The sequence below is a fragment of the Ligilactobacillus saerimneri DSM 16049 genome, assembly GCF_000423265.1.
GTDB classification, from domain to species: Bacteria; Bacillota; Bacilli; order Lactobacillales; family Lactobacillaceae; genus Ligilactobacillus; species Ligilactobacillus saerimneri.
In genome coordinates this window covers 44,791-59,843 of sequence record NZ_AUHQ01000010.1, presented here as the reverse complement: position 1 = coordinate 59,843, position 15,053 = coordinate 44,791, and the positions used below count along the sequence as shown (strand labels likewise).

The window sequence follows — 15,053 nt, the reverse complement described above, 5'->3', positions numbered from 1 at the left end:
CTCAAGACACTGACGGTTGATCACGGGAAAGAGTTCGCCAACTACCAATCAATTGAGAAAAATACCGGCGTGCCGTTGTACTTTGCCCATGCTTATTCTCCGCATGAACGTGGTAGTAATGAGAATCGTAATCGAGTGTTACGGCGATTTATTCCTAAGGGTCAGCCAATTGAAGAGATTAGTGATGATGAATTGATTCAGATTAACTGGTATCTGAATTCACGGCCACTCAAATGTTTGAACTGGCGAACTCCAATTGAGATCTTTTTGCTTAATCTGCGTCATTAAATTTGTTCAAGTTATTTATTGCAATCTACCATTTTCAAAAAACAAGATTGAATTTTTCCCTCAAAGATAGTTAAGTGATTACTGTTAAGGTGTGCAATTTTAGCTGTCATCGTTCAAATAATTAGTAACCCGGTCTTTCAAGATAAATTCTCCATGGTTTAATTTCACTAACCGCTTCTTGATTTTGACCACTAAATCTACAAGTTCTTGTTTATGATTTGCTAGAGTAATCTCGTTAAAGCAACAAACCTGCCCATGAGAGTTAAATCTGGATCATTATCAACTAACTTAATATCTGTCATTGGTTGACCGGTAAAAGGGGACGAAGGCCAAATAGGACCGTGCATAAATTCAAACATCAATTTGATTTTCTGCATTTAGTTTCTTCCCCCCTTTTTTTAATTTGCAAATTAAATCTAAATTCAACAATTTGGGTGGGAGCCTTTTGCATTCATCAAAGTAACCTAATTCTCATCTGGAGCTTGACCATCATGAGCTAACCATTTACATTCTGTCACTTCAAAATTAGTAAATGTCGCTTTAAACGATGATTCCTCCGGTGAACAAGCGTAGATGCCAAATTGAATTTCATCACTAGCTTTCGCCATGTGACAAATTCGCATCTGCTTGTACTTAACACCATCTTCTGAACACTCTAAACAAAAATCATCTTCTCGACGACTTAACCGATACCACATTTGCTTGGTATTAGCGTCTATCTCAGTCGTTGCCCAATCAGAATAGCCATTGTTGGTAACTACACTGCCTAGGTGTTGAGATTCTTGATTTTCATATTCGATTGATGCCTTCAACCAATTTTCAGAATCTAAATACATAACTACACCACATTGATCGAAACGGACTTTGCTATCAAATTCTGTTTTTACTACAAAGGAGAAGTATTTATCTGCCGTTTTAACTTGGAGAACTGGGGCGTTATCATTTCTAAAATGGTAATAAGTACGTTGCCATAAGTCGGTGTGGGGAGTTGTAGTAATTTCAATCTTATCATCCGAAATTGTGTAGGATTTAGGTTTTCTGGTCCATTGCCATTCTGTTGCCTTAATCTTCATTTTTTATCTCTACCTTTTATTAACTTCTAGATCTAATTATATAGGAATTAGCAAATTTTATCTGTGGAAAATAGTCACAAAAAGATAAACATTTTTTTGTTTTATTAATGCCAGAACGACGCGATTTATGACATCCTACTTTCGCCGTTCAAGCACCGTCACACTCTCCACATGTGGCGTCCGCCTTATCCTAATCACACATCACCTCAAACGTTGTGGTAGTGCAGTTTGTTGCAGTATTCTAGGGATGAATTTCTACAGCAATTTAACTAAGATGAGTGCTTGCTTATCATACCCAGTCTCACTATTTTAGCATTTCATCAACTAACAGGAACTCAATGAACGCTACTATGTTATAGCGTACTTAGTGCCTGTCGAGTGCGTTATAACAATGGTTCAAGGGATCGATGCTATAATTTAGTTATTGAATACTACAAGGAGTGAAATAGCAATGAGTATGTTTAAACTAATCAGTAAATGGAACAATGCTTCAGAGACTTTTCGAGCTCAACAATACATTCTTAATTTAGCTAAGGAAGAAGATCTAGTGAGGATTGAAGAAGCCATCAAGCAACGTCGAGAAGAGTTAGCTAAAAAAGAGTCTAAGAAGTAGTCCAAATAACTAACGCTGACTAATATTCATCTTCTATGTAATACTAAAAGCTTGGCTCGTTAACTTTGGTAGGTTGAGGACTATTTTTAATGAAACATTGCCTTTAAAGTTGCTTGTTTTTTTAGTGCATCAGTATTTTACCATCAATGATTGTTAGTAACAAAATTTCCAGAAATATTAGCGTAAAAATCTGCTGCTTGGAGACAACGAAAGCTTGAAGATATTTTTAAATCTATTTCAGACAAAGGATATCCTCAATTACCTTTTATTTCAACATCTTGGAAAACTGGTATGTTTTTTAGAACAGAAAGTGGTTATGATATTCTACACAATAAGAAAAACGAAGTAAGTTATATGCGAGTAAAACCCGGGGACTTTGTAATTTATCTAAGATCATTTCAAGATGGTTTTGCTGCTTCAGAACTTGAAGGAATAACTTCCCCAGCATATACCGTTATTAATTTTGTTGATGATAACCAAGATTTCTATTTTTGGAAGTATATATTTACATCCCTAAAATTTGTAAACAGTCTTGTAAAAGTTGCTTACGAAATTCGCAATGATAGAAGTATCAGTTATTCTGATTTTAAGAATTTAAAATGGTGCTTACCTAATAGAAGAGAACAAAAGTAGATATAGACCTTCTTCACGCAACTTGATTTCCTCATTACCCTTCTAAAAAACCTATACTGTAGCGCGTCAAAAATTATAGGGTAAGTTCCGTAATACTATTAGGAAAGCAATCAACCAGCTATCATTTCCCGTATCATTTACTATCAGCACAAAAACCCAGGATGGCTTCACGACTTAAGATGGGCATTATTAAGAACGTTACTCAACTAACCGATCAAGTCCAGGCTCTACGAAAACAACGCGAACAGCTTATCCAACAGGAAATCGACCACGATATCAAACGCTCCAACCTCAAAAACATCCAATCTTTCTTCCAGACCTACCAAGGCGGCCTCATCAAGTTTGATGAGAAATTGGTCCGCCTCTTGATTGAAAAAATCACCATCTACAAAAGCAAAATTGAATTTACTTTCAAGGATGGTGAAGTGATTACAGTCAAAATGTAAGTTAACCATTACCGCACTCAGCTAATTTGGCTGGTTTTTTTGTCTTCATTTATCAGTTTTTGGGATGAAGTAGTTGATTTAACCGATGATGCCAATAGCCCATGGAAATGGTAGTCGCTGCAAAAAGAGCAACGAAAATATAGTGCAGCCAAATTAATTGATGGGCTAGTGAGTAGTCGGTTGGCGCAATTGCGGCAATAAACAAAACTAACCATGCTGCCCGATGCCTTTTAATGATCCGCCGATACTGTTGTTCACGTTCAGTACGCAAATCATTGTTTACCTTAGTCTGTAGCTTAACATCATTTTTCTTCATATCACTCTGCCCCTTTAGTAATAAGTTGATAGGTAATTATACACCTAACTGTAGGAAACTGTCTCTTCCTTTGTGGAAATTGATCAACTCAATCTGCGGGAACATATCAACACTAACTGCGGGAATTGGTCGCCCCGAAATTAAGCCAATTTTGCAGGTAGTCTGTGGAAACTGATCACCACTAAGGACAAAGCCTATTAAATCAACGTTTCTGATTGAGCAACAAAAAAGTGTATCTATCTGTGGGAACTGGTCACAAAAAGATATACATTTTTTGCTTTTATAAATGCCTTAACAGCGCTGTTTCTGGCACCCTACTTTTGGCGCTCAAGGACCGTTACGCTCTCAACGGTTCGGTTTAACCAATCACTTCGTCGTTATCGCTCCTCGTTCTTGGAAACCTATCGCATGGAGTATCACTAGCACTCTCTTTGTCGCTTAGCTCCTCGACAGTACTGTGATACTCTCAACATGCGTCGTCTGTGGGAACTGGTCCACTGGCTGGATTGGCTTAGTCACGTGATAACCATAATCCATAAATTCGCGAATATCCCGGACCAATGTCGCTGGATTGCAGCTAACATAGACGATCTTATTTGGCTTCATTGCCGTTGCACTCTGAATCAGGCTGGAAGTTAAGCCCTTTCGGGGTGGATCCACCATGATCACATCTGGTTTGATTCCTTGTTCTTGCCACTTAGCCATCCATGTTTCTGCTTCCCCCACCTCAAAGGTCAGGTTAGTTAGATTATTTACCCGGGCATTTTCCTTTGCATCTTCAATCGCCTGAGGCACGATCTCTACCCCATAAACGTGTTGCGCATGGCGGGCCATACTCAAAGAAATCGTCCCAATCCCACAATAAGCGTCAATAACTGTTTCTCGCCCGGTCAATTGGGCCTGGGCAATCGCTGTTTGATAAAGACGTTCTGTTTGGGTCGGGTTAACCTGGTAGAAGGACTGAGCTGAAATCTTGAAAGTCAATCCATTCAACTGGTCTTCAATTTCTGTATTTCCCGCTAATAATTTAGTTGTTGAACCTAAAATGACGTTTGTTTTAGCCGAATTAATGTTGTGCAAAATACTGATCACATCCGGACAAGCAGTCTGGATAGCCTGGGCAATTGCTTCAGCATGAGGTAGCTTCTTAGTCCGTGTCACCAAAACAACCATTGCCTGATGGGAGTAATACCCCCGTCGCACCATGATATGCCGAACTACCCCCTGGTGATGAACTTCATCATAAGCTGCAATCTGATACTGACGGAGGATATCCCGCACCGTAACTAAGATCTCATCAATTCGTTGATCTTGAATATAAAAATCCTCCAGGGGGACGAAGTCATGGCTTCCCTGTTTAAAAAAGCCAATCTCTAACTGCCCTCTAACCTGCCGAACTGGGACCTGGGCCTTATTCCGATAGGCGTATGGTTGGTCCATTCCTAACGTTGGCGCCACTTCAACTTGACCTAAGTGTGCTTTGACTAGCAAGTCTTGAATCAATTTTTGCTTAAATGCTAGTTGAGCTGGATACTGCAAATGCATCAGGGGGGCAATCCCCGTCTGCAAGTATTTGGCTTTGGTCTTAACCCGTTTTGGTGACCGTTCCAACCATTTCACTGCTTGCGCATAGCCAAAGTTCTTGCCCGTTTTAGTTACACGGACCACGAGTCTTTCTTGGGGTAACGCTTCTTTAATGAACAATGGATATCCTTCAACTTTAGCTACTCCTAGCCCCTGATAGGTCAAGTCAGTAATAGTTACCGTTAATTCCTGTTTTTTATAAACTGGTAAGTTTAATTTCGCCATAATTTCCCTTTCTTATCTCTCGGCAACGCCGCATAATCATTATTAACATTATAAAGGGCGTACCTAAAGAAAAACAAGCGTCTGGAAGACGCTTGTTTTCTCTAATCATTATCTTTTGTTGGTGCATCCGGCAACGCCGTTAAAGCCTGATCTGGAATACTGTCAACATTGGCAAAGATTTGTAGGTGTTGCTTCAAATCTTTGAATAACATTGGCGCATCGCCTCCGTATTCACCATCAATGTTGATCTTCATCTGTCCATCCTTGGATTCGACCAACACCTGAGAGGTCTTAACGTACATGATGCGCGGATCATTGATGTGCTTTCCACCATTGACTACCATCGTTAACAATTGGATAATCTCGCTCAGGTTATCGGTTTTTACTACGATCAGAGTGAATTTTCCGTCATCCAATGATGCATCAGGAACAATCTTTTCAAAGCCCCCGATCGAGTTGGTTAAAGCCAACAGGAACATCGATGCATCCCCATCGAACACTCCGTCATCATATTCCAGATGCATTGGAGTCAACTTCATCTGGGGAAGCAGTTCTGCTCCCTTAACCAGGTATGCCAAGTATCCAAACAAGGACTTAATCCGTGATGGCACCCCGTAGGTGAGCTCCGTCAACAAACCACCACCAGCAATATTGACAAAATACTTGTCACCTGCCAGCCCGATATCCATGTTCACTGTTAGCCCCTTAGCAATCACCTTGGCTGCCTTAACGGGATCTTCACGCGGAATACGCAAAGCCCGCGCATAATCGTTGGTAGTACCAGCCGGGATAATCCCCAGTTTCGGTCGCTTTGATAGCGGCGCAATTCCATTTACAACTTCGTTAATGGTTCCGTCGCCACCGGCTGCCACCAGGACATCAACCCCATCCAAAGCTGCCCGCCGTGCTTCATTTTGTGCCGAATTAGGGTCAGCTGTCGTTGCGAAAGCACTCGTTTCATAACCGGCATTTTCTAATATATCTAGAATTTCTACCAGGCTACTCTTCATCGCTTCCCGCCCGGAAGTGGGATTATAAATAATTCGACAACGCTTCCTCATTTACGTTCTCTCTACTCCTATCGTATCGTTTATCTTTGCTTTAAACTTGCCATTAAGAGCTTATTGACCACCTTCGGATTAGCCTTACCCCGGGTTTGCTTCATGATATTACCAACTAAGAAACCAACTGCCCGGTCCTTACCATTCTTGAAGTCTTCGATTGATTGTTCATTGTTATCCAAAACTTCATCAATGATTGGCTGGAGGACTGCTGGATCTGATAACTGCACCATTCCCTTAGCTTCTACCCAAGCTTGTGGCTCAGTATCGTTTGTGATAATTTCCTTGAAAACTTTCTTAGCAATCTTAGATGAAATTGTTTCATCTACAATCAATTTAATCATCGTTGCCAAGTGTTCCGGTGTCAACGCTGTTGCACTCAGTTCAACCTGGTTCTTGTTGAGGTAAGCATTCACTTCCCCCATCAACCAGTTGGCAGCCAACTTAGCGTCAGCTCCAGCTGCAACCGTTGCTTCATAAAAGTCAGACATTTCCTTAGTTTGAGTCAAGACGCCAGCGTCATATTCTGGAATTCCCCATTCTTTGACATAGCGTTCCCGCCGCTTATCTGGCATTTCTGGGATTGAGGCTGTTACTTCAGCTACCCATTCATCATCAATGTGAATTGGTGGTAAGTCAGGTTCTGGGAAGTAGCGATAATCATTTGCTTCTTCCTTGGAACGCATCAGGTATGTCTTGCCCGTAGGTTCATCGTACCGTCTTGTTTCTTGTTCGATTACGCCCCCTTGCAACAAGATTCCTTGTTGCCGCTTGACTTCGTACTCAATCCCTTTCCGTACGTGTTCAAATGAGTTCAGATTCTTCATTTCTGTCCGTGTTCCGTACTGGTCAGAACCGATTGGCCGAACAGAAACGTTAACGTCCGCCCGCATTGAACCTTGTTCCATCTTCACGTCTGAAACCCCAGTGAACTGGATGATCTGCCGCAACCGTGTCAAGTATGCGTATGCTTCATCAGCAGACGTCAAGTCTGGTTCCGCCACGATTTCAATCAATGGTGTTCCCTGACGGTTCAAATCAACATATGAATATCCATCTGGGTTATGGCTGTTCTTACCCGCATCTTCTTCAACGTGAATTTCATGAATCCGAACCTTCTTTTTAGTTCCATCTTCTAATTCAAATTCTAACCAACCATCGTGAGCAATTGGTGTTTCGCGCTGGGTAATTTGGTATGCTTTAGGATTATCCGGGTAGAAATAGTTCTTCCGATCAAAATGAATATCCCGTTCGATTTCACAGTTCAAAGCCAAAGCGGCCCGCATTGCGTACTCCAATGCGCCTTTGTTAACTTCGGGCAAAACTCCAGGGTAGCCCCAGTCAATAACGTTAGTATTCGTGTTGGCTTCTGCCCCATACACTACTGGGGTTGGTGAGTATGCCTTAGAGTTCGTTTGTAACTCGATGTGGACTTCGATCCCTACTGTTGTTTCAAAATTCATTAGTTTTGACCCCCAATCGTTGGAACTTGTTTGTGGAAGTCAGTTGCCTGTTCAAACGCATATCCCGCTTGGTAAATCGTTTGTTCAGCAAACTGTGGTGCGATCAATTGCATTCCAATTGGCAATCCGTTAGCAAAGCCTGCTGGCAGGGACATTCCTGGCAAGCCTGCCAAGTTAACTGGGATTGTCAAAATATCGTTCATATACATTGTAACCGGGTCATCGATTTCCTCTCCGATCCCATATGCTACTGTTGGTGCAGTTGGTGCCAAAATCAAATCATAATCAGCAAAGACCCGGTCAAAGTCACGGCAAATCAATGTCCGAACTTGGGCCGCTTTCTTGAAGAACTTATCATAGGTTCCAGCTGACAAGGAGAATGTCCCTAGCATAATCCGCCGTTTTACTTCATCCCCAAATCCTTCAGAACGGGAACGAACATAGACATCTTCCAAATTCTTAACGTCTTGTGCTCGGAAACCATAACGAATACCATCAAACCGTTGCAAGTTAGATGAAGCTTCAGAAGAAGCAATGATGTAGTAAACTGCCACCCCATACTTGCTGTATGGCAGGGAAACTTCCTCCACTATTGCCCCCAGTTCTTCATAAGTCTTGATTGCTTGTTTGATTGCATCTTTAACTTCTGGTGCGATCCCGTCACCCATGTATTCTTTTGGTACAGCGATCCGCATTCCCTTAACACCAGCATCAATTCCAGCGGTAAAGTCAGGCACTGGCCGGCGAGAACTAGTAAAGTCATGTTGATCGGCCCCACTAATAGCATTTAACATCAAGGCGTTATCTTTTACCGTCCGGGTCAATGGTCCGATCTGATCCAAACTAGAAGCAAAGGCGATCAACCCATAGCGGGATACCCGGCCATAAGTAGGCTTCATCCCAACAATTCCGTTATAAGCGGCTGGTTGACGAATAGAACCACCAGTATCTGAACCCAACGCCGCAATCACTTGCCCGGATGCCACAGCTGCTGCTGACCCACCGGAAGATCCACCTGGAACCTTAGTCTGATCCCAAGCATTCTTGGTCAACTTAAAGGCTGATGTTTCGGTGGAACCCCCCATAGCAAACTCGTCCATGTTGAGCTTTCCAACCGTAATCATCTTCGCTGCCGCTAACTTATCCATTACTGTTGCATTGTAAATTGGATTAAAGTTTTCCAGAATCTTGCTAGCAGCTGTCGTAGTCAAGTCACGGGTCACAATGTTATCCTTGATCCCCACTGGAATCCCTGCCAACACTTGGTCAGCCGCAATTCCCACTTGATCTAATTCTTTAGCTTGAGCTAATGCTTGGTCCTTGTTCAAGGCCAAGAAAGCGTCAATTTTTTCATCCCGTTCTGCAATTACATCGTAGGTTTGGGCAACCAATTCTTCCGCACTAAAGTCCTTGTTAACCAGACCTTGGTGGAGCGATGTCAAGTCATGTTTCAAGTAATCCATCAACTAGCCTTCCTCGCTTTCATCAATAATTGCAGGAACTTTAATTAAGCCGTCCTGCTGTTGGGGAACATTACGCATCATCAAATCACGATCTGTTCCTGGAACTGCAACATCTTCGCGCATAATGTTGCGGGCATCAGTAACGTGGGTTGTCACTGGTACTCCTGTCGTATCTACTTCTTGTAACTGTTCAACCATCTTAATGATGGCGTCCATTTGTCCGGTAAACTTAGCAAGTTCCTCCGGAGCGAAGGCTAATTTAGCTAAGCTAGCCACGTGGGCTACTTCTTGTGAACTGATAGCCATTTTCATCCCTCTTTCCGCAATATCTTTTTTTATTCTAGCACAGGTAAAATTATTGTCCTAGGTAAATGTTGACTAGTAACTACTAAAGACGTGAGTATAGAAGCCCTTGTCCCCATTATCCCGGGCAACAAAACTCTGAACTGATCCATCTGATCCTTGAATTTGAATATCTACTTTAATCCCCGAAGGAAGATAAGTCTGAGCTGCTTTGGCTACATATTGAGTAAAACTAGTAATCTCTGTTTCCGAGTAGAACTGCGTGGTAATAGTGACGTTCAATCCTTGGAGTGAATCACCATCATACTGAGCCTGAGCTGTAACTCCAGCTAAATTAGGGAAGAAGTTTTGAATCTTATTTTTGAAATTATCAAAAGAATCGGCATCGTTTTTGCTTGGGACAGTATCCGTATCGGTGACAGGGAAGACGTAGTTCTTGAGATCAGTTGCCTTCCACGTTCCCATTTGGGTCCCACTGTTGCTTACCGTTGTAGCGTAGAAAGTTCCACCAACCAAGCTGTCATTTGGCGCTTGTTGATACATCGCAATCACGATTGGCATACTAGACCCAACCGCATTATAGGATCGTAGCCGTGCTAAAACTTTAGCAGCAGCCTTCTTTCCTTCAGCAATCATCTGTTCCTTAGGAATGTCGGTGGTGTAAGTTGCACCATATTCTTCTTTTTGGTAGTAGTCCTTGCGGTTCATCCCAATCCCGATCGTAATCCCCGCTAGGTGCAACTTGCCATTTTCCTCTTTCATATAGTCTTGTTCTTCAATTTGCTGAACGTAAATTGGATTCCGCTTATTAGCATCCTTTTTCCCATTGTCTTTGGGGTTCAAGCCTTCAGGATTGTCCTTGGACTTACGTCCCAACCAATTTTCAACTGTTCCTTTGGATAGGATCTGGCCTTCCTGAAAAACATAACTCTTAGGTGAGAAGTGATCCTTGGAAATAGTTGTCAAACCCGATTCAAAGCTCTTCAAATTGAGCATATTTTCTGTGTTCTGCGAGACACCAACACCCCGTGATTTGCTTGTCCGATAACGCCCGTTAGTGATAATGCCTTTGTATTCACCACTATTGGCAGTACCGGTTGTTTGATAACTACCCTTAGCCTTGGAACCACTTGAAGAAGTCGAGCCAGAAGTCCCACAGCTAGCTAACAGCAATGCACTCAAACACACTCCTACTAATACACCTATCTTTTTCACTGTTCTGCCTCCATTTGTGCAATGAATTCTTGTTCGTTAATTATCTTTACCTGTAACTGCTCTGCTTTAGTTAATTTACTACCAGCATCATGTCCTGCAATTAATAGATCCGTCTTTTTGGACACACTCCCTGTTACTTTAGCACCATGGGCTTCTAACCACTTCTTGGCATCAGCCCGTTTAATCGTATCGAGCGTCCCTGTCAAAACAACCCGTAAACCGTTGAATTGACTAGTAGCTGCTGCTTGTGCTCTTTCGGCAGTCGTTGGGCCAAGATACTTCGTATTAACCCCAACCTCTGCTAATTCTGCTATCAAAATTTGCACGTGCTCATTAGCAAAATACTGAACCACACTATCAGCAATGACCTGGCCGACATTTGGAATAGCAGCTATTTCTTCACTGCTGGCTTGCATTAGTTGCGTAATCGTACCAAAATGTTCTGCCAAAATTTGACCAGCTTTAGCACCAACATGACGGATCCCTAGTCCAAACAACAAACGTTCTAAAGAATTTTGCTTACTATTAGCGATTGCTGTCAGCAAATTATTAGCAGACTTTTCCTGGAACTTATCCAGTCCAATCAGGTCAGCAAACGTGAGCTTATACAAACCAGCAACATCTTTGATTAGACCTTGTTCATATAATTTATCAATGATTTTAGTCCCCAAACCATCAATATTCATCGCATTTCGGGAAGCAAAGTGCGTTAAACTCTCTTTAATCAAAGCTGGACACATCGGGTTGATACACCGTAAGGCAACTTCATCATCCAAATGCACTAAATCAGAACCACATACCGGACAGGTGGTTGGCACTACATATGGCACTGTATCATTTGGGCGCTTAGCCAAAACCACTTGCGAAATCTCCGGAATAATATCTCCTGCTTTATGGATTTTCACTGTATCACCAATGCGGACATCCTTCGCCTGTAAGTAATCAACATTGTGCAACGTTGCTCGTTCCACTTTGGTCCCAGCCAATTGAACTGGATCCATCACTGCAGTAGGAGTTACTACCCCTGTCCGCCCAATTGTCCAAGTGATATCTCGGACAACCGTTTCTTGTTCATCCGGTGGAAATTTATAAGCAATCGCCCACTTAGGAACTTTGACGGTATTGCCAACTTCATTATGGATTGCAAATGGATCAGATTTAACAACAATTCCATCGATATCGTAAGCCAACTGGTTCCGCTTAGCGGTGTATTCGGCTACGTATGCCTTAATCTCATCTTCTGTCTGGCATAACCGCGAATCTGGATTAACTTTAAAGCCCCAAGCAGCTAATTGCTTAAGGGCTGCACTCTGCGTTGTTATTCCGAACCGATCTGGCTCCATTAAATAATAGATAAACGTACTTAATTTCCTCTGAGCGGTAATTTTGGTATCTAGCTGCCGTAAGGAACCTGCAGCCGCATTACGGGGATTAGCAAATACTTCTTGTCCCTGCGCCTGACGTTCAGCATTGAGTTGATTAAACGCTGCCAGTGGCATGTAACATTCACCCCGCACTTCAACTGAAACTGGTTCAGTTAACCGCAGGGGGATGGCTTTGATGGTCTTAAGGTTGGCAGTGATATCTTCCCCGATTAGACCATTACCCCGGGTTGAACCCTTGACAAAAACTCCATCTTCATAGGTTAAAGAAATGGCTAAACCGTCAATCTTCAATTCACAATTGTATGCAAAGGTCTGTCCTGTATCTGCCTGCAACTTATTGGTAAAAGCCAACAACTCATCCTCGGAAAATACGTCTCCTAAAGACAGCATCGGAATTTCATGCTGAACCTTGGTAAAACCAGCTAGTACCTGTCCTCCTACTCGCTGTGTCGGTGAATCAGCTGTCACTAATTCTGGAAAGTCTGCTTCTAATTGGCGCAACTTCTCATATGCCTGATCATATACCTGATCCGCAACAGTTGGTTTATCTAGCACGTAGTATTCATGACTCCACTGGTTTAACCGTCGTCGTAACTCTGTTACCACTTGTGTTGCTTGCTCGCGGTCCATCCCGTTCATCTCCTTCATCAAAAACTAAACTCGTGTAATTGGAGCAAAGGACGCTAACAACCGCTTGATCCCTTGAGATGGGAAAGCAATGTCCAGTTCCATTCCTTCGCCTTGGCCGGTTACCTTAATGATTGTGCCAGTCCCCCAAGCTTTATGCTTAACTTGGTCACCAATCTTCCATGCCTTTTTCTCGGCCCCAGTGCCCTTGTTTTCAATCCGCTGGCCTGGCTGGAAACTTGTTTTTTTGCGGTAGCGATCAAACGGATAATCTCGTCGTCCTGCAGGGCGTGCGATTTCACTTGCCTTATGCCCTTCTGATACCAAGACATCAGTATCGATTTCAGTAATAAACCGGGAAGCTGGATTGATTTGCCGCCGCCCATACAGCATCCGTGACTGGGCATTGGTCAAGTACAACTCTTTTTCTGCCCGCGTGATTCCCACATAAGCTAAGCGTCGTTCTTCTTCTAATTCCCCGTCATCCTCTGTTGCTCGTCCCAAAGGGAAGATCCCCTCTTCCATCCCGATCAAGAAAACAACCGGGAATTCCAATCCTTTAGCTGCATGTAGGGTCATCAGAGTTACTTCTGGGGCATCTTCTTCGACATCATCTTGGTCAGATACCAACGCCAAATCAGATAAGAAATCCACAAACATATTGCTTTCTTCATCTGTTGGCATCCAATTCTTTTCGAATTCCGCCGTAACTGATTTAAATTCTTCCAAGTTTTCCAGCCGGCTTTGATTTTCAAGAGTCTTTTCGGTCTCCAGCATCTCTTTATAACCTGACCGCTGTAAGATTTCATCTGTTAATTCAGTGATATTATGCTCCATTTGAAAATCATGGAGGTCAGCAATGAGATCAGCAAAAGCTAATAGTTGCCCCTGAGCCTTGCCACGAATATTAGCCGCTCCTGCTTGACGAGCTGCTTCTAACATCGTGATATTATTCATCGTTGCAAAGTCAGCTAGCTTATCGACACTAGTTGTTCCGATCCCACGTTTAGGTACATTGACAACCCGGCGAAAACTCAAGGAATCATCAGGATTCGTAGCTAACCGCAAGTACGCCAGCACATCTTGAATTTCCATCCGGTCATAGAACTTATGTGCACCAACTAACTTATATGGAATACCAGCCTTCAGCAAAGCTTCTTCAATTACCCGAGATTGAGCATTAGTCCGGTACAAGACCGCAAAATCACTGTAATCATAGTCTTGATCTTGACGCAACTTTTGCACTTGTTTGATCACATAGTATGCTTCATCATTCTCATTACCAGCCCGATAATAATGCACCTTATCCCCGGCAGCATTGTCTGTCCACAAAGTCTTATCTTTCCGGTTAATATTGTTGTCAATTACCGCATTAGCTGCTTTGAGGATATTTTTAGTTGAACGATAATTTTGTTCCAATTTTACTACCGTTGCATCTGGATAATCCTTTTCAAAATTAAGGATATTCTCCATATTAGCTCCCCGCCAACCATAGATACTCTGATCAGCATCACCTACAACACAAATATTGCGGTAGCGTGCTGCTAATAAAGTTACCAATTCATACTGGGCTTCGTTAGTATCCTGATATTCATCCACATGAATATAATGAAACTTGTTTTGGTAATATTCTAAAACATCCGGAAATTCTTTGAACAGCTCAATTGTTTTCATGATCAAATCATCAAAGTCCATCGCCTGGTTACGGTGCAATTCTTCCTGATATTGCCGATAAACCTTGGCTACAACTTCTTCATATGGACCCTTCGCATTGCTGGCAAATTCCTCAGGCGTTACCATGTTATTTTTAGCATTAGAGATAGTTCCTAGAATTGTCCGGGGGGTATATTGTTTAGAATCAACGTTTAGGGCTGCTAACAAACGTTTCACCAAAGTACGTTGTTCACTGGTGCTAGCAATATTGAACGCCCGCTCATAACCAATCCGTTCAGCATTACGCCGCAAAATTCGGACACACAAAGCGTGGAATGTGGATACCCAAATATCTTCAGCACCTTCGCCCATTAATTTATCAACCCGTTCTCGCATTTCACGCGCAGCCTTGTTGGTAAAGGTGATCGCCAAAATATTCCAGGGATTGGCTAAATTTTGCTCAATAATATAAGCAACCCGGTGTGTTAAAACCCGGGTTTTCCCACTGCCAGCGCCCGCCATGATTAGCAAAGGACCAGCGACACTTTTTACTGCTTCTTGTTGCTTGTTATTTAACCCTTGTAACAGATTATTTTCCACGCTCAAATTCAATCCTCTCGTCAAGTATACAATCATTCATATTATAGCAAAGATCATTATTTGCTTCTTTAAAATTACCTAAAATTCACAACGAAAAAAGCTGCC

General features: G+C 42.4%; 15 protein-coding genes. 4 read left to right on the top strand and 11 right to left on the bottom strand.

From position 1 onward, the window contains the following. Positions 1-288, top strand: a 288-nt coding sequence (locus G541_RS0104060) for an IS30 family transposase (protein WP_027826575.1), incomplete at its 5' end; no start/stop codon positions are given. Between the two features lie 221 nt (positions 289-509). On the opposite strand, the gene G541_RS10610 is transcribed toward G541_RS0104060, so the two are convergent. Then, the gene (locus G541_RS10610) at positions 510-665 is read right to left on the bottom strand and encodes a hypothetical protein (RefSeq protein ID WP_235720506.1); all 156 of its coding nucleotides are present in this window, start codon (positions 663-665) and stop codon (positions 510-512) included. Between the two features lie 87 nt (positions 666-752). Continuing rightward, positions 753-1,361, bottom strand: a complete 609-nt coding sequence (locus G541_RS0104050) for a DUF1349 domain-containing protein (protein WP_027826574.1) — start codon at positions 1,359-1,361, stop codon at positions 753-755. A gap of 451 nt (positions 1,362-1,812) precedes the next feature. On the opposite strand from G541_RS0104050, the gene G541_RS10530 reads away from it, so the two are divergent. The 3 genes from G541_RS10530 to G541_RS09350 all read left to right on the top strand — a co-directional run bounded on the left by G541_RS10530 (position 1,813) and on the right by G541_RS09350 (position 3,053). Continuing rightward, positions 1,813-1,974, top strand: coding sequence for a hypothetical protein (locus G541_RS10530; protein WP_169439835.1), 162 nt, complete (start codon positions 1,813-1,815; stop codon positions 1,972-1,974). A 291-nt stretch (positions 1,975-2,265) separates the two neighbouring features. Beyond that, on the top strand, positions 2,266-2,607 hold the full coding sequence (locus tag G541_RS09355; protein WP_155824488.1) for a restriction endonuclease subunit S: 342 nt from the start codon (positions 2,266-2,268) through the stop codon (positions 2,605-2,607). Between the two features lie 179 nt (positions 2,608-2,786). Continuing rightward, positions 2,787-3,053 carry a hypothetical protein gene (locus G541_RS09350; protein ID WP_051174553.1) on the top strand — a complete coding sequence of 89 codons (267 nt, stop codon included), beginning with the start codon at positions 2,787-2,789 and terminating at the stop codon, positions 3,051-3,053. Between the two features lie 52 nt (positions 3,054-3,105). On the opposite strand, the gene G541_RS0104030 is transcribed toward G541_RS09350, so the two are convergent. From G541_RS0104030 to pcrA, 9 genes are all read right to left on the bottom strand, one after another. Further along, on the bottom strand, positions 3,106-3,369 hold the full coding sequence (locus G541_RS0104030; RefSeq protein ID WP_012846556.1) for a hypothetical protein: 264 nt from the start codon (positions 3,367-3,369) through the stop codon (positions 3,106-3,108). A gap of 438 nt (positions 3,370-3,807) precedes the next feature. Beyond that, positions 3,808-5,178, bottom strand: coding sequence for a 23S rRNA (uracil(1939)-C(5))-methyltransferase RlmD (gene rlmD / locus G541_RS0104025; RefSeq protein ID WP_027826573.1), 1,371 nt, complete (start codon positions 5,176-5,178; stop codon positions 3,808-3,810). A 101-nt stretch (positions 5,179-5,279) separates the two neighbouring features. Then, positions 5,280-6,239, bottom strand: a complete 960-nt coding sequence (locus tag G541_RS09345) for a diacylglycerol kinase (protein WP_051012825.1) — start codon at positions 6,237-6,239, stop codon at positions 5,280-5,282. A 29-nt stretch (positions 6,240-6,268) separates the two neighbouring features. Beyond that, positions 6,269-7,702 carry an Asp-tRNA(Asn)/Glu-tRNA(Gln) amidotransferase subunit GatB gene (gene gatB, locus G541_RS0104015; RefSeq protein ID WP_009550770.1) on the bottom strand — a complete coding sequence of 478 codons (1,434 nt, stop codon included), beginning with the start codon at positions 7,700-7,702 and terminating at the stop codon, positions 6,269-6,271. Next, positions 7,702-9,165: an Asp-tRNA(Asn)/Glu-tRNA(Gln) amidotransferase subunit GatA gene (gene gatA / locus G541_RS0104010; RefSeq protein WP_027826572.1), complete on the bottom strand. Its 1,464-nt coding sequence runs from the start codon at positions 9,163-9,165 to the stop codon at positions 7,702-7,704. Before gatA ends, gatB begins: the two co-directional genes overlap by 1 nt. A 3-nt stretch (positions 9,166-9,168) precedes the next feature. Then, positions 9,169-9,471 carry an Asp-tRNA(Asn)/Glu-tRNA(Gln) amidotransferase subunit GatC gene (gene gatC / locus G541_RS0104005; protein ID WP_009550773.1) on the bottom strand — a complete coding sequence of 101 codons (303 nt, stop codon included), beginning with the start codon at positions 9,469-9,471 and terminating at the stop codon, positions 9,169-9,171. Between the two features lie 72 nt (positions 9,472-9,543). Continuing rightward, positions 9,544-10,683: a CamS family sex pheromone protein gene (locus tag G541_RS0104000; RefSeq protein WP_009550775.1), complete on the bottom strand. Its 1,140-nt coding sequence runs from the start codon at positions 10,681-10,683 to the stop codon at positions 9,544-9,546. Then, complete coding sequence (ligA, locus tag G541_RS0103995) at positions 10,680-12,698, bottom strand: NAD-dependent DNA ligase LigA (protein ID WP_027826570.1); 2,019 nt, start codon at positions 12,696-12,698, stop codon at positions 10,680-10,682. The genes G541_RS0104000 and ligA overlap by 4 nt, the downstream gene beginning before the upstream one ends. A gap of 24 nt (positions 12,699-12,722) precedes the next feature. Beyond that, positions 12,723-14,984, bottom strand: coding sequence for a DNA helicase PcrA (gene pcrA / locus G541_RS0103990; protein ID WP_051012826.1), 2,262 nt, complete (start codon positions 14,982-14,984; stop codon positions 12,723-12,725). Between the last annotated feature and the right edge of the window lie 69 nt (positions 14,985-15,053).